Consider the following 19,012-nt stretch of genomic DNA (forward strand, 5'->3'; position numbering starts at 1 on the left):
CGTCATGACAGGAAATTCACGAGGCTGAGACGCGCGGACCGGGCCGTCAGCGTATAGAGCATCTCCAGTTGCGACTGTACCTGTTCGAGCTCGACAGCGGTCGAGGGTGTGTCCACCGAGATCAGATCGTTCCGGGCGATCGTCAGACTGGCGAGGCCGGCGGAAATGCGGCTTTCGGCCTTCGTGATGCGTTCCTCCGCGAAGCCGAGATTCGCACGCAGACCCGTCAGCTTGTCCTGTCCCTCCAGCAGCCTCTCGCCCGCGGTTCCGGCCAGGTCGCGGCGCTCCTGCAGCGAGAGGCCGAGCGACGCATCGTCGAGCATGGCGATGAGGGCGGTCTGCTTCATCACGCCGCGCAAAGCCGCATCATCGGCCCGGATATCGAGCGCCACGGACTCGCCCGCGCCGAGATCGCGCGGCGTCAGGCCGGCGGCGCCGCCCTGGTAGACCGACGTGGCGAAACCGCCTGCCGGATCATCGAAGAACGTATCGAGCCTTGTGCGGATCTCGGTGGTGTCCGAGGCCCCGGCCAGCGCGGCTCTCAACCCATCCAGAAGGATATCCGCATCTGCCAGAGGCGCGGTATCGGTCCTGTTTCCGGCAAACACGGCACGCCCCGCCACATCGGTGTTGAGGGCCCCGATGATCGTTTCAAGGGCGGCGCGAGCTTCGTTCGCCACGGTTGGGACCTGGACGCTGCCGGCCGTGAAGCCGGCTGTCAGGGCGTTCGTGGCGAGATCGCCGGTCGCGGTCTGGATGCGGTCAAGCGCCGTCTGCATCACGCCGGCATCGGTCGCGGCGACACTGGCCACGTCCTTGCGGGCTTCGAGAACCGTCAGATCCCGTTCCACGTCGGCGAGTTGGAGAAGGTGCCCGGCGAGATGGCGCGGGATGTCCGAGGCCTTTCCGCTTGAAAGCTCCTGTGTCAACCTGTCCATTTGACGGTTGAGTTCGATGCTTTGCCGGCGCATAGCGAAACTCTGCGCCATGTCGCCAATGGATTGCAGGGGCATGATCAGATCCTCAACAGTGTTTGCATCATCTCGTCGATCGTCTGGATCATCCGCGCATTCGCGGAGAACGCCTGTTCGACGAGTAAAAGCCGTTGCATTTCGGCGTCGGTATCGACGCCGTTTTCGAGTTGAAGGGATCGGAGCTCGGTGGCCTGGCTGTTCGCAAAGCTGACCTGCTGGTCCGCCGACAGGCGTGCATTGGCGATCCGGCCGGTCATGTCGGCGACATGTCCGGCACTGCTGCGCGTGCCGGGCCCGGTTGCGATCGAACGCGGCGCGCTCAACGCGTCGCTCAGTCTCTGAAGCAGGTCGGCGCTGCCAGCGGGACCGGGCGTCAGGGCCTCCAGCCCGTCGCGTATGTGAAACGCTGTGCTGGCGTCACTCGGATCGACCTTATCGTTTAAGCGGATCCGGCCCGCGAGGCCGGTTTCGGTCGCGGGATCGACCGCATCGCCCGCGTCGGTGAAGAGACCGGGGGCGCCACCTGTGAGGGTCGAGTCCGGACCGGGATCGGAGAGACGCTCCACCAGATCGCGCGCGATCGCGTCGACCGACCGCTGCGCCTCGACGCCCGCGCGGTCGCGATTGTCGAAAAGCGCACCAAGCTTGCCCCCGGCCAGCGGCCCGTTCGCATCCGTGCGCACGGCCTGGCCGTTGATCCGGATCCCGGAAAGGAGGCCGTTATCCTGGGTCATATGTGCGGCGACAAGTGGCTTTTCGTCAAATTCGAGCGTCGCCCCGCGACCGTCGAACAACAGTGCGCCGCCCGTCGTGACAAGTGCGATCTTGCCGTTTTGCCGGGGCAGTTGCCGGACCGGAACGATCTCCGCTATCGCGTCCACGACGCGCTGCCGCTGATCTTCAAGGGTGGCCGTGTTGCGCCCGCTCGCCCTGGCCGTCACGATGTGGTCATTCAGGGTCGCAACGTTCTCCAGGCTTTCATCGAGGCTTTTGACCGTGCGGGCGATATCTGCATCGGCCGCGCTCCGCAGTGTTTCGATGCGGCTCGAAATGGTGTTGAGGGATTTGGCGAGCGCATCCGCGTCCTGAGTGACGGTCTGCAGGCGCGAGGTTTCCTCGGGGCGCGCCGCGGCCGCGACGAGGCTGCTTTCGAGGGCGGTCAGCTTGCCGGCAAGTGAGTCGGGCTCGCCGGGTGTGCCGATGGCGCGTTCCAGAGCTTTGGCGAAGGTTGCGCGGGTCTCCGATCCGGCAAACGCGCTGTCCGCAAGCCGAAGATCCCCCAGCAGGGCGTTATCGACATGGCGCGTGACCCCGGCGACCGACACGCCGTTCCCGTCCCGCTGCGATTGCAGCGCGAGCTCGCGCCGGGCGTACCCGTCGGTCAGAACGTTCGAGACATTGGCCGACACGATATCGGCCATGCGAGAACTGGCGGTCAGTCCGCTGAGCGCATTGGAGAGGGCCCCGGAAATCGACATGCTGTGTGCCTTTCACATTGGATGGGCTGTCATCCGGTTCAGCGGATGATATTGGTGGTTTCCTGCAACATCTCGCTGACGGTCTGGATGACCTTGGCGTTGGAGGAATAGGCGCGCTGTGTCTGGATCATGCTGGTCAGTTCGCCGGCCACATCTGTGGCGGATTCCTGGCGGGCGAAGCCGGCAATCTCACCGGTAGGTCCATCGCCCGCGTCCCACAGAAAGAAGGGGCCGCTATCGAGGGACGGCCGATATGTCTGCGAGTCGAGCGATGCCATCCCGTTGGGGTTCGGCACATCGACGAGCGGCACCTGTGCTATGACCTTTGTGGCGCCGTTATCGAAGAACGCCCGCACGAAGCCGTTTTCATCGACCTCGGCCGACGTCATGCTGCCCACCGGCGTGCCATCCTTGGAGATCGAGAGCGGCGCGAACCGGTCGGAAAGCTGGGTCAGCCCGTCGGATTCGCCGGGAAGGCCGATATCGATTTCCATCGGCCCGCCATCGACATTGACGATCAGCCGCCCGGTCGCCGGATCGTAAGGCCCACCCGCGGCGCCAACCGCCTGGCCGACGGTGGTCAGCGTACCGCCGCTCGTCCGGGAATCGTCGAATTCGAGCTGATATTCACCGATCACCGAATTGCCGAGCGCGGAGTCGCGGAGCGTCATCGTCCATTGGTTGGAACTGCCGGGTGTGAAGGTGACACCGACCGTCTCGGACCGGCCGAGATTGTCGAAATACTCCACCGAGAGCTCCTGCGGGATGCCGGCGGCACCTGCACCGGTTTCGGTTGCAGGAAGATTAACACCGAGCGTCATTTGAGTCGTGGGTTCACCGGTCAGTTGATTGGAGTTGATCCGCACCGCTTCGAGGTTGTTGCTGGTGTCGCGCGGGAAGTTGGGGATCGTGCCATCGGCGTTCGCGGGCCACCCAAGTAGGACCTGCCCGGATTCGGTCACGAGCCGGCCATCCGTATCCGTCCGAAAGGATCCGGTGGAAGTCAGCAACATCTCGGGGTTGGCATTGCCAGCCCGGACCTCGCTGGCGCTGGCAACCGGGATGAAGCCCCGCCCCCGGACCGCGAGATCGGTGGCGTTCGAGGTCGTGACGAGCGTGCCGCCCTCGTCGATCAAACGCTGGCTCGTGGCGCGGACGCCGCCCGCGGCATATTTGCCGCCATTCTGTGACAACACCATCGATTCGAAGTTCGATTCGACCCTTCGATAACCGAAGGTCGAGGAGTTCGCGATGTTGTCGGAAATGGTGGCAAGCCGCGAGGCATTCGCGTTCAATCCCGCGACGCCGGCATTGAGGGAGGAGGAGATCGTCATGGACACGCCTTTCTGCTGTATCGAACGGGTTCGAGGCAGAGTCATAAGCGCGTATATTTAACAGGCCGCTAACACGTAAAATCTTTCGGGTTTCACCCGCGATCGGACCTGAGAAGGATGATTTCCAGCCGGTTGTTGCGCACCGCCATCGGATCCGCGACCGCGGGGGACCGGTCCGCGTGACCGGTGGTGCGCTTCATGCGCGGGGGGACAACGCCGCCAGCCTCCAGCATGCGCCGCAACTGGTTCGAGCGGTCGATGGTGATGTCCCAGACAGGGTTGCTGGCGAGCGTGATCGGCCGCGCCCGCGCATGGGCCGTGACCGCGATATCGTTCTCGACAAGCGTCGCGACACTCGCCACCAGCGCCGAGAGATCCTCGAGCAGGCGCGTCGGCTGGTCAGCCTCGACAAAGAGCGGACGCCCCTCGAGATCGAAGAGTTCGATCACCAGCCCCTCGTCGGTCACCCGCGTCAGGATATGTTGACGCAGCTCGTCCGACACGAAGCTTTCGCCGCTGCGTGCGGTCAGCATGTCCTCGAGCTTCTCGAGGTCCGCATCGTCGGCCCGGATGTCGGGATCGCTGGCGCCCTCTGGCAAGAGGCCCGTCGCACCGCGGGCTTCGCGGCTGTCGGTCGCATACTTGTCGGAGGCACCGATGCCATTTTTCGCGAGAGTGTCCTCGGTAAAGACGCTGTCGCCGCCGAACGCCCCGTCGCCACCGCCCGAGATACGGGTCAGCGGAAGCGTCGGGCTGAAATAATCGGCAATGCCCTTGCGTTGTTGTTCGGTTGTCGCGCCAAGCAGCCACATCAAAAGGAAAAACGCCATCATCGCTGTCACGAAATCGGCATAGGCCACCTTCCAGGCGCCACCATGGTGGCCGCCCCCGGCCACGATCTTTTTCCGTTTGATGATGACTGGCGGCACATTGCTGCGCACGTCCATTTTCTCACCACCTATGTCTCACCCGAGGCAAGGCGTAGCATGTGGCCGATTACCGCTCTGTTAACGTTTCGACTTTTAGGCACTTCCGCCGGTCACACCTGCCCCGGAAGCCACAGCACGATGGCCGGGAACGCCACCAGAAGGCCTATGGTGACCGCGTCGGCGATGAAGAACGGCGTGACGCCTTTGAACACGTCCTGCACGTTCAGATCGTCGCGCACCCCGGCGACCACGAAGCAGTTGAGGCCGATCGGCGGGGTGATCAGGCAGAACTCGGCCATTTTCACCACGAGGATCCCGAACCAGACCGCGCACATCGGACCGGACATGCCGAAGGTGCTGTCGGCGGCGCTGACCATCGCCCCGCCATTCAGCGCCATCACCGCCGGGTAGACCACCGGCAGGGTCAGCAGCAGCATGCCGATCGCGTCCATGAACATGCCGAGCACTGCGTAGGCCAGCAGGATGCAGATCAGGATCAGCATCGGCGACACCGTCAGCGAGGTGATCCAGTCGGCGAAGGCGCTTGGCAGGTCTGCGAAGCCGAGGAAGCGGACATAGATCAGCACCCCCCAGATGATGGTGAAGATCATCACCGACAGTTTGGCCGTCTCCAGCAGGGCGCTTTTCAGCTCTTGCCAGCGCATGCCGCGATAGACGGCAATGACGAAGACGACGAACGCGCCGATGGCGCCGCCCTCGGTCGGGGTGCCCCAGGCGTCGCCGCCGAACGGGTTGTAGACGAAGAAGATGATCGTCACCACGACGAAGACGATGGGCAGCGCGGGCGGCAGCGACACGAACCGCTCGCGCCAGGTGAACCCGCCGACCGGCGGGCCGAAGCCCTTGATGGTCAGCGCGAGCCCGATGATCAGCGCGGCATAGACGAAGGCCGAGAAAACCCCCGGCACGAAGCCCGCCAACAGCAGCTTGCCGACATCCTGCTCGACGATGATCGCGTAGATCACCAGAAGCGCCGAGGGGGGGATGAGGCTTGCCAGCGTGCCGCCCGCCGCGACCACGCCCGCCGCAAAGCGCTTGTCATAGCCGATCTTGAGCATTTCCGGGATCGCGATCCGCGCGAAGACGGCGGCGGTGGCGACGCTGGCGCCCGATACGGCGGCGAACCCGGCAGTGGCGAACACGGTTGAGACGGCAAGCCCCCCTGGCACCCACGCGATCCAGCGTTTCGCAGCCTCGAAGAGGGCCTTGGTCAACCCCGCGTAATAGGCGAGATAGCCGATCATGATGAAGGTCGGGATCAGGCTGAGCGCCTGCGAACTGACCTTGGAATGCGGCACCTGCCCGGCGGTCTTGGCCGCGACGGTCAGCGCCCAGAAAAACTCGTCGCCCGCATAACCCTTCTTCGACCAGAAGATCCAGACCAAGCCGATGACGCCCGCAGTTGCCGCCGCGAAGGCCACGCGCATGCCCAGGATGACGACGACCAGCAACAGGCCGGTCACGACAAGACCAATATCGATCGGCTCCATCAGGGCATCCTCTTACATGTCATGGCCGTCCAGCTGCGCGGCCTCGCGCGCGGCCTGATCCGCGACATTCTCGATCAGGGGAACGGCGACGGGCCGCTCCGTGCCCTCGATCAGCGCGCGTCCGAACCCCCAGGCCTGAAGCGCCAGCCGCAGCGACAGCACGGCGAACGCGACCGGGGCCAGCAGCTTGGCCGGCCAGATCGGCAAGCCGATGTCCATTGAGCTGTCACGGCTCCACATCGGGGCGCTCCAGTCGAAACTGCGGTTGAAATGCGCCCAGCTTCCCCAGACCAGCAGAAGCATCAGCAGCAGCACCAGCAGCGTGGTGATCAGCTCGATCAGCCACAGAGCGCGCCCGCGAAAGAGACCGACGAAGATGTCCATCCGGATATGTCCGCCGACGCGCTGCGTGTAGGACACGCCCATGAAGGCGATCAGCGGCATGATCTGCTCGATCCAGTCGACATAGCCCGGCAGCGGCTGGCTGAAGAAGTTGCGCCCGCCGACAGAGACGACGGCAAGCAACATCAGCGAAAAGACCGCCAGACCGCTCAGCAGCGCGAGCCACCGCTCGAACCGGAAGAGTCCGCGATCGAGCTTGCTCAGAACGCTGTCATCGGACAGGACAGAGGTCGTCCCGGACATGGCTGTCTCCTGCGGGTGGTGTGAACGAAGCGACCCGCCGGCGATCACGCGCGGCGGGTCTCAAGGGTGGCTCAGGATCCGCTCTTGAGATCCGCCAGCTTGTCTGTGGCGAACTCGTAGATGTCCTGCGCGGGCAGGCCGCGGTTGCTCATCTCCTCGATCCAGGCTTCGGCGGCCGGGCCGGCGACTGCCTCCTCGAGCTCCTGAAGCGCCTGCTCGTCGTAGCTGATGGTCTCGATCCCGCGCTCCTCGAGGGCGGGGCCCCATGCTTCCAGCGTGTTGTTCTGGTAGTTGTCGACGTAATGGTCGAGCGCCTCGTCGATCGAGTCCATAAGCGCCTCGCGGTGGTCGTCCGGCAGCGAATTCAGCGCGTCGGTATTGGCCACGACCGGGCAGTTCACCGTGCCGGGGTTGAGGTTTTCCGTCCACCACTCGCCGTTCTCGATGGTGCCGAAGGCCATGTGCGCGTGCGGTGCGAAGGCCACCGCCTTGACCACGCCGCTATCCATCGCCTGCCGCACTTCCGTGGCCGACATCGAGGTGGGCACCGCGCCGAGGGCTTCCATCGCCTCGCCGATCCCGCCGGTGGCGCGCACGCTCAGCCCCTCGAAATCATCGAGGCTGCGGGGCGCGTCACCCATGCCGACGAGGTTGTATTGCGGCATCGGCGAGGGCATCAGCATCGTGGCGTTCCAGCGTGCAAGGTCCTTCTTGACCGCCGGATGATCGTAAAGCGCCATCGACAGATTGCGCTCCTGCTCCAGCGTCTCGACGCCGAGGAACGGCAGTTCCAGCACGGTGATCGTGGGGTTCTTGTCCCGGTGATAGCCGGCACAGAACTGCGCCATCTCGAACGCGCCGATGGAAATCCCGTCGAGGTTCTCGCGGCTGTTCGACAGCCCGCCATAGCTGATGTTCAGCGTGAACTCGCCATCGGTCTTTTCCGCGACAAGCTCTGCCAGCTTTTCGGTGTTCTCGGTGAACGCCCGGCGCTTGCCCCAGAGCGAGACGTTCCAATCGGTCGCCATCGCCTCGCCGGCAAAGGCGAGGCTGATCGCGGCGGCGGTCGTGTATCCTAGGTATTTGTGCATGGTTTCTCCTCCCTGTTCGATGCGAAACGCGCATCTTTCCCTGATACCACCCGTCGATCCGGCGCCAAAACACCGCGCAAGTGTCGGCAGGTGATCCGTTTCTTTGGCATAAACTGACTATATCCGTGCCGCCTTGTCCAGCCCTTGCCGACGATCTTGCGGACCCGAAGACGCCGGAACAGGTATCCTGAACATACACGTACATGCTGGCCGTGGTTACGGACGTGATGGTTGAAGTCGCTTTAATGGGGGGAGAAGTGCAGGGGTTCTGTTGCCAGGCCCCCTGCGGCCCCGCCTGACCGTGCTAACGATCAGGGCTTAAGTTTCGGTCTGGTTACTGCTTACGCAGCAACGGCAACCGGAGCACGATTGTCATTTGCAATTGTACTGTTTTCGCCGATAACGGTGGCAGACAGCCGAGATGCAAGAACAGATTTGACTACCAGTCGATCCTATTTCGGGCCCAGCAAAAACGAGATCTCCATCTCGCTTGTGGTGGACCCGCCCGGTACTGCCCCGGGGTCCTGTGAAGCCGCGTCTGTCCCGTCTACATCCATAGTCCTTTCGGACATTTGAAACTTAGTGACAGTTTCACGCGGAATCAAGGGTTATCGCGTCTGCCCTGTCGGGATCGCGGCCCATGGCCGGATCACAGCATCCGGATCACGTCCTTGTCGATCGCCAGCATGTACCCGTGCCGCGCGATGTTCTTGACCAGCAGCTCGCTAACCAACTGGTTGCCGAGCGTGTCGCGCAGCCGCTTGATCCGCGTGGCCCCGGCCGCCTCGTCGCAATCGGCGGCCGCCCGCCCGGAAATCACCGCCTCGACCTCGGCCCCGGTCAGCACGTCGTCGTCGAGCCGCGCCTCGGCCAGAACGCTGAGGGTTTCCATCGCGGCGTCGGTCAGCTTGAACCCCATGTTGTTGAGATAGACCGTCCGTTCCTCGCGGCTGATCAGAAGCGAACTGACCTGGATGCCCGCCCGTTCGATCTGCGCCATCCGGCGGTTGAGCGAGACGAGCATCACCAGGAACACCAGCGCCGCCACCAGAAGCGCCGTGGCGAAGACCAGCAGGATGAAGATCACCATCCTGTAGCTGACCAGCGTCTCGGAAAACGCGGTGCCCGACAATGCGAGGATCTCCAGCAACTTGATCTCGCGCTGCCCTGTCAGCGCGTCGTTCTCGACGAAGATCCGCTCGACCCGTTCGTTGAAGGCATTGGCGTCCGGCAGGTTCAGGAACAGCAACACCGCGGCGACCGCGAGGATCGCGACGATCGCGATCACGCCGACCACCACCACCCGGTTGCCCGAGCGGCGCGCATCGGCCGCCGAGGCCGCTATCCCGCGCATCGCGATTCCCCGGCCCGGCGCAGTGTCACGTTTCCCTCTTCGACAGGATCTTCAGCAGGGTCAGCCCGCGCGCCGCCAATCGCGCACGCAGCGCGGCCTCGGCCGAGGCACAGGGGGCATCGACCACGGCCACATCGTAATAAAGCTCCAGCGGGCTGTCGCGCTTGGCCTTGTATTCGACCTGGCAGGCGGCCTGCGCGGCCCCGCTGAGCAAAAGCGCGCCAAGCGTGCCGACGATGAGGGATGCTGTACGTTTCATGCCGCGACGATGCGCCGATACCGTCGGTTGTTCAATAACCTGCATAGGCAAATCGGCCGTAAAGGCCCTGTTATCGGATAGCATGGTACCGTCATTGCCTGTCTGCACGTGCCTCGCCCATCCAGAATGGGCCCCGGAACGCTCGAACATACCGGAGAGGGGCGACGACACCCATGACACCTGAAAGGAAAGATCATGCATCGTTCAGTCATCGCGCTCATCCTCGCGTCGGCCATGGCCATGACGACCCTTGACGCCGCACCCGCCGCAGCCGGTGACCGAAGCGAGGTTGCCGCCGCCACTGGGGGCGCCGCGATTCTCGTTCTTCTGGCAGCAGCCATCGCCAAGAAGAAGCGGCAGGACAGCCGCGACCGGATCGCGCGCCAGGAGGACAAGGAGCACCGCGCAAGACGCGCCCAAGCCCCGACACGCGACCACCGATTTGATCAAGGTTATCGCGCGCCGCGGCGGGGCCACGACGCTGGCTATCGGCGCGCCACTCGCATCAAGCTGCCCGGCGCCTGCAGGGTCCGCAACGATCGGCGCGCCGGTTATTCCGGGCGCTGCCTGCAGAGATACGACTACGATCGCGCGGCCTTGCCATCGGCCTGTGCCATCCGCGTGGGCGGATCGCATCGCATGATCTACCGCGACCGGTGCCTCAGCGGGTACGGGTTTTATTGATCGCGACGGGTCCGCGCCGCTTTCCTGTGCGTTTTTTCGCTTTGCGTTCTCCGGTGTGCGTGCCATCTGAACGCTCCATGAGAGGACCCGATCTCCTGCACGAGGCACGGGCCCGCGCGGCAGGCTTTCTGCGGGTTGCGGGGGTGGACGAGGTCGGGCGCGGCCCGATCGCCGGTCCGGTGACCGCCGCCGCCGTCGTCCTCGACGAGCGGCGCATCCCGCCGGGTCTCGACGATTCAAAAAGGCTGGGCGCGAAACGGCGCGCGGCGCTGTGCGAGGCGCTTCTCGCCTCGGCGCAGGTGTCGGTCGCCCAGGCCACGGTCGCCGAGATCGACAGCCTCAACATCCTGCGGGCTGCGCATCTGGCGATGGAACGCGCGCTTGCGGGTCTCGATCCCGCGCCCGAGATGGCCCTGATCGACGGTATCCTGCTGCCGCGCAACCTCGCCCTTTCGGCGCGCACGATCGTCCGGGGGGATGCGGCGTCATTGTCCATCGCGGCGGCCTCGATCGTTGCGAAAACCTGCCGGGACCGGCTGATGGGGGCTTTGGCGCAACAGTTTCCGGGCTATGGCTGGGCGCACAACATGGGCTATCCGACCAAGCACCACAAAGCGGCCCTGCTAGATCTCGGCGTTACCCCTCACCATAGACGTTCCTTCCGGCCGGTCCACAATATATTGTATCAAGAGAATTACTAACCCACTGATTCAAAAAAGAAATTGACGGCGAATCAGCTTTGACTCATCTTCGGTTCTAGAAAAACAGAGCGCCCGAGCGCCGGAACAGAGGCAGAGATGACGACAATGACCCGACCCAAGACCGCGCCGTTACTTCCGCGCAACACGATCCTGGCAGGCGACTGCATCGAGGCGATGAACGAGCTGCCCGCGGCCAGCGTAGATCTGGTCTTCGCCGATCCGCCCTACAACCTGCAACTGCGCGGCGATCTGCATCGCCCCGACAACAGCCAGGTGGACGGCGTCGACGACGCGTGGGATCGCTTCGCGAGTTTCGAGACCTATGACCAGTTCACCCGCGCCTGGCTCGCCGCCGCGCGCCGCATCCTCAAGCCCGCGGGCGCGATCTGGGTGATCGGATCCTATCACAACATCTTCCGGGTGGGCGCTGCATTGCAGGATACCGGGTTCTGGATCCTCAACGACGTGGTGTGGCGCAAGTCCAACCCGATGCCGAATTTCCGCGGCAAGCGTTTTACCAACGCGCATGAGACGATGATCTGGGCCAGCAAGGAACAGGGCGCGCGCTACACCTTCAATTACGAGGCGCTGAAATCGCTCAATGACGGGATACAGATGCGGTCGGACTGGGTGCTGCCGATCTGCACCGGGCATGAGCGGCTGAAGAACGACGCCGGCGAAAAGGCGCATTCCACGCAGAAGCCCGAAAGCTTGCTGCACCGCGTCCTGGTCGGCGCGACCAATCCAGGCGACGTGGTGCTCGACCCGTTCTTCGGCACCGGCACGACCGGTGCGGTGGCCAAGATGCTGGGCCGCGATTACATCGGGATCGAGCGCGAGGCAGCTTACCGCGAGATCGCCGAGAAACGCCTTGCCGGGGTGCGCAGGTACGACCGAGAGGCGCTGCATGTCTCGACCTCCAAGCGTGCCGAGCCGCGCGTGCCATTCGGGCAACTGATCGAGCGTGGCATGCTGCGCCCCGGCGAGCAGCTTTACTCGATGAACAGGCGCCACAAGGCCAAGGTTCGCGCCGACGGCACGCTGATCGGCGGCGACGTCAAGGGGTCGATCCATCAGGTCGGCGCGCATCTCGAAGGGGCGCCGTCTTGCAACGGCTGGACCTACTGGTGCTTCAGGCGCGAGGGCAAGACCGTGCCCATCGATGTGCTGCGCCAGCAGATCCGCGCCGAGATGGCGGAGCGGCCGAACTGAACCTCCGGCCCGCGCCCATCATCAGGCCACGCGCTGTCCCCGGGACCAGACGCCGCGGATCACCGGTGTGCGATCGAGGCAGCGCACGCGCAACAGATCGGCCCGCAGCCCGACCTCGAGCCGCCCGCGATCGCTCAGACCCGCTACACGCGCCGGGGTGTCCGTGACGGTGCGGATCGCGCGCGGCAGATCGGACCATAGGTCAGCAAGGCGGAACGCCGACAACAGCAGCGCCGACGGCACGTAATCCGACGACACCATGTCCAGAAGGCCGTGCCGCGCAAGATCCAGCGCCGATACGTTGCCAGAATGCGACGCGCCGCGGATAATGTTCGGCGCCCCCATCAGGATGGCGAGCGCGCGCGTGCGGCAGGCCTCGGCCGCTTCCAGCGTCGTCGGGAATTCCGCGAATCCCGCGCCGCTTTCGTGCGAGACATGCACATGCTGCGGCGTGGTGTCGTCGTGGCTGGCCATCACCGCGCCCAGGCGGCGCGCCTCGGTCACCGCGGCGGCGGCATGCGCGGCCCCGTACCGCGCCTGAAGCCCGCTCAGATATTCGACATGCGCCTCGAATTCGGCCTCGGTCATGCCGCGCTTGCCTGACAGGTAGGTGCGCAACTTCTCCAGATCCCGGAATTGCCGCTGACCGGGCGTGTGATCCATCAGGCTGAGGATGCCGACCCGGTCCTCGGGCGTGAACTCGGCCAGCTCCTCCAGCAGTGTCTCGGAACAGATCTCGGCGCGCAGATGCAGGAAATGGCTGATCTTCAGCACGTCCTTCGCGCGCAGGTGCGCCAGCTCGGTCGCCAGCTCGCGGGCATATCGGCCGTCACGCACCGTTCCCGACCGGATCGAGCCTACCCGCATCGCGTCGAACACCGTCGTGATTCCGGTCGAGGCGAGCTCGGCATCATGTGCCAGAAGCGCGGAAACATGCGGGAGCGTTACGCCGGGGCGCGGCTCGATATGGCGTTCGAGGTTGTCGGTATGCAATTCCACCAGCCCGGGCAGCACCATATCGCCGCCGCAATCGATGGCCCCGGCGGGCACGTCGGCGCGCTCGGTGATCCCGGTGATCCGGCCGCCGTCGAAGACGATCTCGCCGGTCACGACGCGATCCGCCAGTACCAGTTGCGCATTGGCAAGGCGCAGGGGGTTGTCGTCGCTGGCCGCCGGCCTTCCCGCATGGCTTTGCTTCAGGCTTTGCAAGGCCCGCGCGACGGTCTCCTCGATGGCGCCGTCGTTCGGCAGATCGACGGTCGGGATATCCCTTGGCAACACGGGCGTGGCGCGCGTCATGCGGCCGTCGATCTCGGACGCGGTTTCCCGCTCGCGCCCGATCAGCCGGCGCGCAAGCGTTTCTTGGCGGGCCGTGACATGCAGCACCAGAAGGTCGGGAAACAGCGCCTGCGCCTCGTGAAGCACGCCGCGCGACAGGTTGACGATCCGCTGCGCGCCGCCGCGCACGTCCGCGACCACCTGTGCCGGGATGCCATAGCTCAGCCCGTGCGCCTGCCAGTGCAGGCAAAACGCACCGGCGGCGCGCATCCCGGCAAAGTCCTGCGGGCTGACGGCGACGCTGCGCTCGCCGGGCAGATCCGGCGCGCGGGTGATCACGCGCGCGACCGGGGCGACATGCGGCGCGGCGCGCGCGATCCCCGCGATCACGCGATCCTTGCCGGCCCCCGACGGCCCCACCACCGCGATCAGTCTCCCCCCGCTCATGCCGCACGGCCCGTAGAGAAGGCGGTGACATCGACCGTGCGGTCGCAGACCCGGTCGCGCGCCTCGGCGTCGTGGAAAATCCCGATCATTGCCGCCCCGCGCGCCTTGGCCGACAGGATCAGGTCCAGCACGACAGCGCGGTTGTCGGCATCGAGCGCGGCGGTGGGTTCGTCCAGCAACAGCGCGGGGTAGGAATGCGCGAAGCCGCGCGCGATGTTCACGCGCTGCTGCTCGCCGCCCGAGAATGTGGTCGGCGACAGCGCCCAAAGCGCCTCGGGGATGTTGAGCAGGGTCAGAAGCCGCTCCGCGCGGGCGCGGGCGTCGCCCTCGCTGATCCCGAGGCGGCGCAGCGGTTCGGCTACCACGCCGCGCGTGGGCACCCGCGGCACGACGCGCAGGAACTGGCTGACATAGCCAAGCGTGTCGCGGCGCAGCGCGAGGATCTCGCGCGGGCTGGCGCGCGCCACGTCCACGCCGCTCACCCTGATCGCGCCGTCTGCTGCCATGTAATTGCCGTAGATCATCCGCATCAGCGTGGATTTGCCCGAGCCCGACGCGCCTGTCAGCGCCACGCATTCGCCGCGCCGGACAGTCAGGTTGGCGCCCTCCATCACGCGGATCACCGCGCCGCCCTGGTTGTGCAGGGTGAAGGTCTTCGACAGGTTCTCGATCTCGATCATGGCGTCATTTTTCCATCATTCCCCGGCGCCCGCGGTCACACCTGCAACACGCTGGACACCAGAAGCTGCGTGTAGCCGTGTTGAGGATCGTCCAGCACCTGATCGGTCAGGCCATGCTCAACCACCCGGCCCGATTTCATCACCAGCAGGCGATCGGCCAGAAGGCGCACGACCGCCAGGTCATGCGTCACGATGATCGCCGACAGCTTCATGTCCCGCACCAGCCCGCGCAGCAGGTCCAGCAGCCGTGCCTGCACGCTGACATCGAGACCTCCTGTCGGCTCGTCCATGAAGACCAGCCGCGGCCCGGTGACCAGGTTGCGCGCGATCTGCAGGCGTTGCTGCATGCCCCCCGAAAACGTCGTGGGGCGGTCGTCGATGCGCGCCGCGTCGATCTCGACCCGGGTCAGCCAGTCCGCGGCATCCCCGCGGATCCGGCCATAGTTGCGCGCGCCCACGGCCATCAGGCGCTCGCCCACGTTGCCGCCGGCACTGACCCCCATCCGCAACCCGTCTCGCGCGTTCTGCTGCACGAAGGCCCAGTCGGTGCGCCCCAGCATCCGCCGCTCGGGCTCGGACATGCGCAGCACATCGCGCGGTCCCTCGGCGCGGGTGTCGAAGACCACGCGACCCGTGTCCGGCTCCAGATGCCCCGCCATGCAGTTCAGCACCGTCGTCTTGCCCGACCCGCTTTCGCCGACGATGCCCAGAACCTCGCCCGGGAACAGGTCGAGGCTCACATCCCGGCACCCCAGATGCGCGCCATAGGTCTTGCTCAGACCCTCGACAGACAGCAAAGGGGTCATGCCGCGTCCTTGCCGCGATGGCCCCGCGCCTGGCGGTCCTCGCAATAATCGGTGTCCGAACAGACGAAGATGCGCCCGCCCGCATCATCGACGATCACCTCGTCGAGATAGCTGTCCTCGGCCGCGCATAGCCCGCACGCAGCGTCGGCCTTCGAGGGATCGAACGGGTGATCCTCGAAATCGAGACTTGCCACCTCGCACCAGGGCGGCAGGGCATAGATACGCTGCTCGCGCCCGGCCCCGAAAAGCTGGATCGCGGGATTTCCCGACAGCTTCGGATTGTCGAATTTCGGGATCGGCGAGGGGTCCATCACGTAGCGCCCCTCGACCAGCACCGGATAGGCGTAGGCGGTGGCGATATGGCCGTGCCGGGCGATGTCCTCGTACAGCTTGACATGCATCAGCCCGTAATCCTCCAGACTGTGCATCCGGCGCGTCTCGATCTCGCGCGGCTCCAGAAAGCGCAGGGGCTCGGGGATCGGCACCTGGTAGACAAGGATCTGATCCTCGCTCAGCGCCGTCTCGGGGATGCGGTGCCGGGTCTGGATCACCGTCGCCTCTTTAGTGCGGGTGGTTGTCGCAACGCCGGCCGTCTTGGCGAAGAACCCGCGGATCGAGACCGCGTTCGTGGTGTCGTCGGCCCCCTGGTCGATCACCTTCAGACAGTCGCCGGGGGTCAGGACGGCGGCGGTGACCTGCACGCCGCCGGTGCCCCAGCCGTAGGGCATGGGCATCTCGCGGCTGGCAAACGGTACCTGGTAGCCGGGGATCGCCAGCCCCTTGAGGATGGCGCGGCGGATCATCCGTTTGGTCTGCTCGTCGAGATAGGCAAAGCTGTAGACGCTCACAAAAGCCCCCTTTCGCACAGCGCGCCGCGCAGGCCTTCGGCACCCTCGAAGCGATGCGCCTGCCAGCCGGCTTTCCTGGCCGCGGCGACGTTTGCGGCACTGTCATCGGTGAAAAAGCACTCCGCGGGCTCGACCCCGGCCCGGCTGCAAAAAAGATCGAAGATCCGGCGGTCGGGCTTGGCAAGGCCCTCGTGTCCCGACACGACGATACCGTCGAACATCGTGCCCAGCTCCGGATGCAGCGGCTGCGCCGCGCCCCATGTGTCGGGACCCCAATTGGTCAGCGCCCAGACCGTGTGCCCGCGTCCTCGCAACTCCGCGAGGATCTCCCAGCTGCCGGGCATCTTGTCGCTGATGGTCAGCCCGAACCGGTCGAAGAACCCGTCCATAAGCCCGGCATGCTGCGGCCAGTGCGCGGCGATCGCTGCCACCGCGTCGGCCCGCGACCGGCCGCAATCCTGCCGATGATGCCAGTCGTGAAACCCGACCTCGTCGAACAGCGCATCGATCGCCGCGTCATCGTCGAAGGCATGCCGGAACGCCGCCCGCGGATCCCAGCGGATCAGCACGTTGCCGAGATCGAACACGATCATCGCCGGCTCTCCCGCGTTATGTTGCCAAAAATACTCATTCTGTCCCGGCCTCCGGAGCGCGGTCGCTGGCCTCGCGGCGCAGCTTGCGTACAAGCTCCAGTTCGCTCTGGAAATCGACGTGATGCGGCAGCTTGATATGCTCGAGAAATCCCGTGGCCTGGATGCTGTCGGCATGCATCAGCACGAATTCCTCGTCCTGCGCGGGCGCGCCCTGGTTCTCCTCTCCCAGCTCCTTCCAGCGCAGCGCGCGGTCGACAAGCGCCATGGCGATCGCCTTGCGCTCTGTCTGCCCGAAGACCAGGCCGTAACCGCGGGTGAATTGCGGCGGTTCGGTCTTCGAGCCGCCGAACTGGTTGACGGTTTCGCATTCGGTCACGGTGATCTCGCCGATCTCGACGGCGAAGCCAAGCTCGGGGATCTCCATCTCGACCGGCACCACTCCGATCCGCAACTCGCCCACGAAAGCATGATTGCGCGCGTAGCCGCGTTGCGTGGAATAGGCCAGCGACAGCAGGAATCCCTCGTCGCCGCGCGCGAGGGCCTGCAGGCGAAGCGCCCGGTCGGCGGGCAGCGCCATCGGCTCGCGGGTCATGTCGCGGGGGGGCTCGCCGGCCGGTGCGTTGCGTTCGATCAGGCCTTCCCCGTCGAGATAGTCCGTGACATGCGGGACCGGCGCGCCGTCGGCCTCTGCGGCCATTTCCGGGGCCGGATCGGGATCGCCCTCGGCGGCCAGCTTGAAATCCAGCAGGCGGTGCGTGTAGTCGAACGTCGGCCCCAGAAGCTGCCCGCCCGGCAGATCCTTGAAGGTGGCAGAGATGCGCCGGTCGCAGGCCATCCGAGACGTCTCTATCGGCTCGCAGGTACCGAACCGGGGCAGGGTGGTGCGATAGGCGCGAATGAGGAAGATCGCCTCGATCAGGTCGCCGCGCGCCTGCTTGATCGCCAGTGCCGCGAGATCCGGATCGTAAAGTGAACCTTCGGTCATCACCCGGTTGACGGCCAGCGACAGTTGCTCGCGGATCTGCGCCAGCGACAGTTCGGCGACCGATGTGTCGCCGCGCCGCTCCTCGGCCAGCCAGGCATGGGCGTTCTCGATGGCGCGCACGCCGCCCTTGACCGCAACGTACATCAGGCGCCCTCCACGCGGGTCGTGCGGGGCAAGGCCGCGACGCGATCCCCGCATGTGAAGATGCAGTCGAGCCCGCGGGGAAACTGCGCCGCGTTGTGCCGGAACGCCGCGGTCTCGGGCAGTGACAGATGCGCCTCTTCTTCGATACCGGGACCGCGCAGCACGGCCCCGTGGGGGGCGAGGTCCGGCGTCTCGACGATCAGCGTCGCCGACCGGTCGGGATAGTCCGATGTCCCGACAGGATAGGCCGAAAGCGGTGTCAACGCCGCCCACGGGCCGAGGGCAAAGCTGCACTGCGCGGCCTCGCGAAACGGCGCACCGGTGTGAAAGGTGATCCAGGTGCGGACCGCCTCGCAATCGGCCGCACCGGCAAGGCAAAGCGGCGTCTCGGCATCGCAGAGGGTCAGCAGCACCGCGCCCGCCGCCGCGGAAAGCGGCGCGGGGGGCGCCATGTGGGATACAGTCTCGATCGTGCCCGGCCGCGCCATCGCCCGCATGATCGCCCGAAATGCCTGCGCCGCGTCGACGGCGGGGTCGGAAAAGCCGGGCTGCAAACCGTCGTGACGCGTCATGCCTCGCCTCGCATCATCGTGAAGAAATCCACCTTGGTCGCCGCAGCCTTGCCGGCGCGGGTCTCGCGGCGGGCTTCGGCCTCGGCCGCAAGACTGTCGAGGATATGCGCGCGCAAGTCCCCGGCGGCCCCGGTCTGCATCAAGGCGTCCACCAGTGCTGCGGCCTCGGCATCCGCCCGTCGGCGGCCCTGCAGGTAGGCGTGACCCACCTCGCCGCCTGTCAGCCTCAGCGCGCAGCGGGTCACTGTCATCTCGCCCAGATTGAACGGTGCGCCGCTGGCCCCGGTCCGGCCCTGTACCATGGCGCTGCCGAATTCCGGGGCGCGCAGCCACACGAACGCCGGCCGTGCGGTGGCACCGTCCAGCAATGCGGCGACCCGGCCGGCCGGTGCGCAGGCGATCAGGCCCATCCAGGCGCGGCGATCCGCATCGAAGTCCGGGGTGTCTTTCATGTCGACACATTTCCATTTTTACTATACAACTACAC

General features: G+C 65.7%; 20 protein-coding genes and 1 other RNA gene. 3 read left to right on the forward strand and 18 right to left on the reverse strand.

Features of this window, described 5'->3' with window-relative positions; translation table 11 throughout:
* Window positions 1-2 precede the first annotated feature (2 nt).
* The 10 genes from V8324_RS07100 to V8324_RS07145 all read right to left on the reverse strand — a co-directional run bounded on the left by V8324_RS07100 (window position 3) and on the right by V8324_RS07145 (window position 9,575).
* Window positions 3-1,013 carry a flagellin gene (locus V8324_RS07100; RefSeq protein WP_336419231.1) on the reverse strand — a complete coding sequence of 337 codons (1,011 nt, stop codon included), beginning with the start codon at window positions 1,011-1,013 and terminating at the stop codon, window positions 3-5.
* Between the two features lie 2 nt (window positions 1,014-1,015).
* Window positions 1,016-2,452 (reverse strand): flagellar hook-associated protein FlgK, encoded by a 1,437-nt coding sequence (gene flgK, locus V8324_RS07105; protein WP_336419232.1) that lies wholly within the window; start codon window positions 2,450-2,452, stop codon window positions 1,016-1,018.
* 38 nt (window positions 2,453-2,490) lie between these two features.
* A complete protein-coding gene (locus tag V8324_RS07110; protein ID WP_336419233.1) occupies window positions 2,491-3,786 on the reverse strand; it encodes a flagellar hook protein FlgE in 1,296 nt (431 codons plus the stop codon).
* A gap of 92 nt (window positions 3,787-3,878) precedes the next feature.
* Window positions 3,879-4,733, reverse strand: coding sequence for a flagellar motor protein MotB (locus V8324_RS07115; protein WP_336419234.1), 855 nt, complete (start codon window positions 4,731-4,733; stop codon window positions 3,879-3,881).
* 92 nt (window positions 4,734-4,825) lie between these two features.
* Window positions 4,826-6,226 carry a TRAP transporter large permease gene (locus V8324_RS07120; protein WP_336419235.1) on the reverse strand — a complete coding sequence of 467 codons (1,401 nt, stop codon included), beginning with the start codon at window positions 6,224-6,226 and terminating at the stop codon, window positions 4,826-4,828.
* A 12-nt stretch (window positions 6,227-6,238) separates the two neighbouring features.
* Window positions 6,239-6,871, reverse strand: a complete 633-nt coding sequence (locus tag V8324_RS07125; protein WP_336419236.1) for a TRAP transporter small permease subunit — start codon at window positions 6,869-6,871, stop codon at window positions 6,239-6,241.
* A gap of 71 nt (window positions 6,872-6,942) precedes the next feature.
* Window positions 6,943-7,962: a C4-dicarboxylate TRAP transporter substrate-binding protein gene (locus tag V8324_RS07130; RefSeq protein ID WP_336419237.1), complete on the reverse strand. Its 1,020-nt coding sequence runs from the start codon at window positions 7,960-7,962 to the stop codon at window positions 6,943-6,945.
* A gap of 256 nt (window positions 7,963-8,218) precedes the next feature.
* Window positions 8,219-8,571, reverse strand: a transfer-messenger RNA (tmRNA) gene (gene ssrA, locus V8324_RS07135).
* Between the two features lie 40 nt (window positions 8,572-8,611).
* Window positions 8,612-9,316, reverse strand: a complete 705-nt coding sequence (locus tag V8324_RS07140) for a winged helix-turn-helix domain-containing protein (protein ID WP_336419238.1) — start codon at window positions 9,314-9,316, stop codon at window positions 8,612-8,614.
* Window positions 9,317-9,341: 25 nt separating this feature from the next.
* A complete protein-coding gene (locus V8324_RS07145) occupies window positions 9,342-9,575 on the reverse strand; it encodes a hypothetical protein (protein WP_336419239.1) in 234 nt (77 codons plus the stop codon).
* A gap of 195 nt (window positions 9,576-9,770) precedes the next feature.
* Between V8324_RS07145 and V8324_RS07150 the strand changes: the two genes are divergently transcribed.
* The 3 genes from V8324_RS07150 (at window position 9,771) to V8324_RS07160 (ending at window position 12,172) form a co-directional block, all read left to right on the forward strand.
* Complete coding sequence (locus tag V8324_RS07150) at window positions 9,771-10,259, forward strand: hypothetical protein (RefSeq protein WP_336419240.1); 489 nt, start codon at window positions 9,771-9,773, stop codon at window positions 10,257-10,259.
* 77 nt (window positions 10,260-10,336) lie between these two features.
* Window positions 10,337-10,960: a ribonuclease HII gene (locus tag V8324_RS07155; RefSeq protein ID WP_336419241.1), complete on the forward strand. Its 624-nt coding sequence runs from the start codon at window positions 10,337-10,339 to the stop codon at window positions 10,958-10,960.
* A gap of 96 nt (window positions 10,961-11,056) precedes the next feature.
* Window positions 11,057-12,172, forward strand: coding sequence for a site-specific DNA-methyltransferase (locus V8324_RS07160; RefSeq protein WP_336419242.1), 1,116 nt, complete (start codon window positions 11,057-11,059; stop codon window positions 12,170-12,172).
* A 21-nt stretch (window positions 12,173-12,193) separates the two neighbouring features.
* Here the strand turns inward: V8324_RS07160 and V8324_RS07165 are convergent, their stop codons facing one another.
* From V8324_RS07165 to phnG, 8 genes are all read right to left on the reverse strand, one after another.
* Window positions 12,194-13,372: an alpha-D-ribose 1-methylphosphonate 5-triphosphate diphosphatase gene (locus V8324_RS07165; protein WP_336419301.1), complete on the reverse strand. Its 1,179-nt coding sequence runs from the start codon at window positions 13,370-13,372 to the stop codon at window positions 12,194-12,196.
* 521 nt (window positions 13,373-13,893) lie between these two features.
* Complete coding sequence (gene phnL, locus V8324_RS07170) at window positions 13,894-14,577, reverse strand: phosphonate C-P lyase system protein PhnL (RefSeq protein WP_336419243.1); 684 nt, start codon at window positions 14,575-14,577, stop codon at window positions 13,894-13,896.
* A 35-nt stretch (window positions 14,578-14,612) separates the two neighbouring features.
* Window positions 14,613-15,383 (reverse strand): phosphonate C-P lyase system protein PhnK, encoded by a 771-nt coding sequence (gene phnK / locus V8324_RS07175; protein ID WP_336419244.1) that lies wholly within the window; start codon window positions 15,381-15,383, stop codon window positions 14,613-14,615.
* Entirely contained in the window at window positions 15,380-16,231 is an 852-nt protein-coding gene (locus tag V8324_RS07180; protein WP_336419245.1) for an alpha-D-ribose 1-methylphosphonate 5-phosphate C-P-lyase PhnJ, read from the reverse strand. The genes phnK and V8324_RS07180 overlap by 4 nt, the downstream gene beginning before the upstream one ends.
* Window positions 16,228-16,824 carry an HAD-IA family hydrolase gene (locus V8324_RS07185; protein ID WP_336419246.1) on the reverse strand — a complete coding sequence of 199 codons (597 nt, stop codon included), beginning with the start codon at window positions 16,822-16,824 and terminating at the stop codon, window positions 16,228-16,230. The genes V8324_RS07180 and V8324_RS07185 overlap by 4 nt, the downstream gene beginning before the upstream one ends.
* Before the next feature lie 34 nt (window positions 16,825-16,858).
* Entirely contained in the window at window positions 16,859-17,953 is a 1,095-nt protein-coding gene (locus V8324_RS07190) for a carbon-phosphorus lyase complex subunit PhnI (protein ID WP_336419247.1), read from the reverse strand.
* Window positions 17,953-18,525 (reverse strand): phosphonate C-P lyase system protein PhnH, encoded by a 573-nt coding sequence (phnH, locus tag V8324_RS07195; protein ID WP_336419248.1) that lies wholly within the window; start codon window positions 18,523-18,525, stop codon window positions 17,953-17,955. The genes V8324_RS07190 and phnH overlap by 1 nt, the downstream gene beginning before the upstream one ends.
* Window positions 18,522-18,977: a phosphonate C-P lyase system protein PhnG gene (gene phnG / locus V8324_RS07200; RefSeq protein ID WP_336419249.1), complete on the reverse strand. Its 456-nt coding sequence runs from the start codon at window positions 18,975-18,977 to the stop codon at window positions 18,522-18,524. Before phnG ends, phnH begins: the two co-directional genes overlap by 4 nt.
* Window positions 18,978-19,012 lie beyond the last annotated feature (35 nt).

Origin of the sequence: Roseovarius sp. D22-M7 (assembly GCF_037083785.1) — a bacterium.
Taxonomy (GTDB): Bacteria; Pseudomonadota; Alphaproteobacteria; order Rhodobacterales; family Rhodobacteraceae; genus Roseovarius.

What these genes read in the sequence shown, in the direction of transcription:
- V8324_RS07140 (WP_336419238.1), bottom strand. Translation starts at nt 9,316, where the DNA reads ATGCGCGGGATAGCGGCCTCGGCGGCCGATGCGCGCCGCTCGGGCAAC.
- phnG (WP_336419249.1), bottom strand. Translation starts at nt 18,977, where the DNA reads ATGAAAGACACCCCGGACTTCGATGCGGATCGCCGCGCCTGGATGGGC.
- phnL (WP_336419243.1), bottom strand. Translation starts at nt 14,577, where the DNA reads ATGATCGAGATCGAGAACCTGTCGAAGACCTTCACCCTGCACAACCAG.
- V8324_RS07115 (WP_336419234.1), bottom strand. Translation starts at nt 4,733, where the DNA reads ATGGACGTGCGCAGCAATGTGCCGCCAGTCATCATCAAACGGAAAAAG.
- V8324_RS07160 (WP_336419242.1), top strand. Translation starts at nt 11,057, where the DNA reads ATGACGACAATGACCCGACCCAAGACCGCGCCGTTACTTCCGCGCAAC.
- V8324_RS07125 (WP_336419236.1), bottom strand. Translation starts at nt 6,871, where the DNA reads ATGTCCGGGACGACCTCTGTCCTGTCCGATGACAGCGTTCTGAGCAAG.
- V8324_RS07145 (WP_336419239.1), bottom strand. Translation starts at nt 9,575, where the DNA reads ATGAAACGTACAGCATCCCTCATCGTCGGCACGCTTGGCGCGCTTTTG.
- V8324_RS07155 (WP_336419241.1), top strand. Translation starts at nt 10,337, where the DNA reads ATGAGAGGACCCGATCTCCTGCACGAGGCACGGGCCCGCGCGGCAGGC.
- V8324_RS07150 (WP_336419240.1), top strand. Translation starts at nt 9,771, where the DNA reads ATGCATCGTTCAGTCATCGCGCTCATCCTCGCGTCGGCCATGGCCATG.
- phnH (WP_336419248.1), bottom strand. Translation starts at nt 18,525, where the DNA reads ATGACGCGTCACGACGGTTTGCAGCCCGGCTTTTCCGACCCCGCCGTC.
- flgK (WP_336419232.1), bottom strand. Translation starts at nt 2,452, where the DNA reads ATGTCGATTTCCGGGGCCCTCTCCAATGCGCTCAGCGGACTGACCGCC.
- V8324_RS07190 (WP_336419247.1), bottom strand. Translation starts at nt 17,953, where the DNA reads ATGTACGTTGCGGTCAAGGGCGGCGTGCGCGCCATCGAGAACGCCCAT.
- phnK (WP_336419244.1), bottom strand. Translation starts at nt 15,383, where the DNA reads ATGACCCCTTTGCTGTCTGTCGAGGGTCTGAGCAAGACCTATGGCGCG.
- V8324_RS07100 (WP_336419231.1), bottom strand. Translation starts at nt 1,013, where the DNA reads ATGCCCCTGCAATCCATTGGCGACATGGCGCAGAGTTTCGCTATGCGC.
- V8324_RS07120 (WP_336419235.1), bottom strand. Translation starts at nt 6,226, where the DNA reads ATGGAGCCGATCGATATTGGTCTTGTCGTGACCGGCCTGTTGCTGGTC.
- V8324_RS07130 (WP_336419237.1), bottom strand. Translation starts at nt 7,962, where the DNA reads ATGCACAAATACCTAGGATACACGACCGCCGCCGCGATCAGCCTCGCC.
- V8324_RS07110 (WP_336419233.1), bottom strand. Translation starts at nt 3,786, where the DNA reads ATGACGATCTCCTCCTCCCTCAATGCCGGCGTCGCGGGATTGAACGCG.
- V8324_RS07185 (WP_336419246.1), bottom strand. Translation starts at nt 16,824, where the DNA reads ATGATCGTGTTCGATCTCGGCAACGTGCTGATCCGCTGGGATCCGCGG.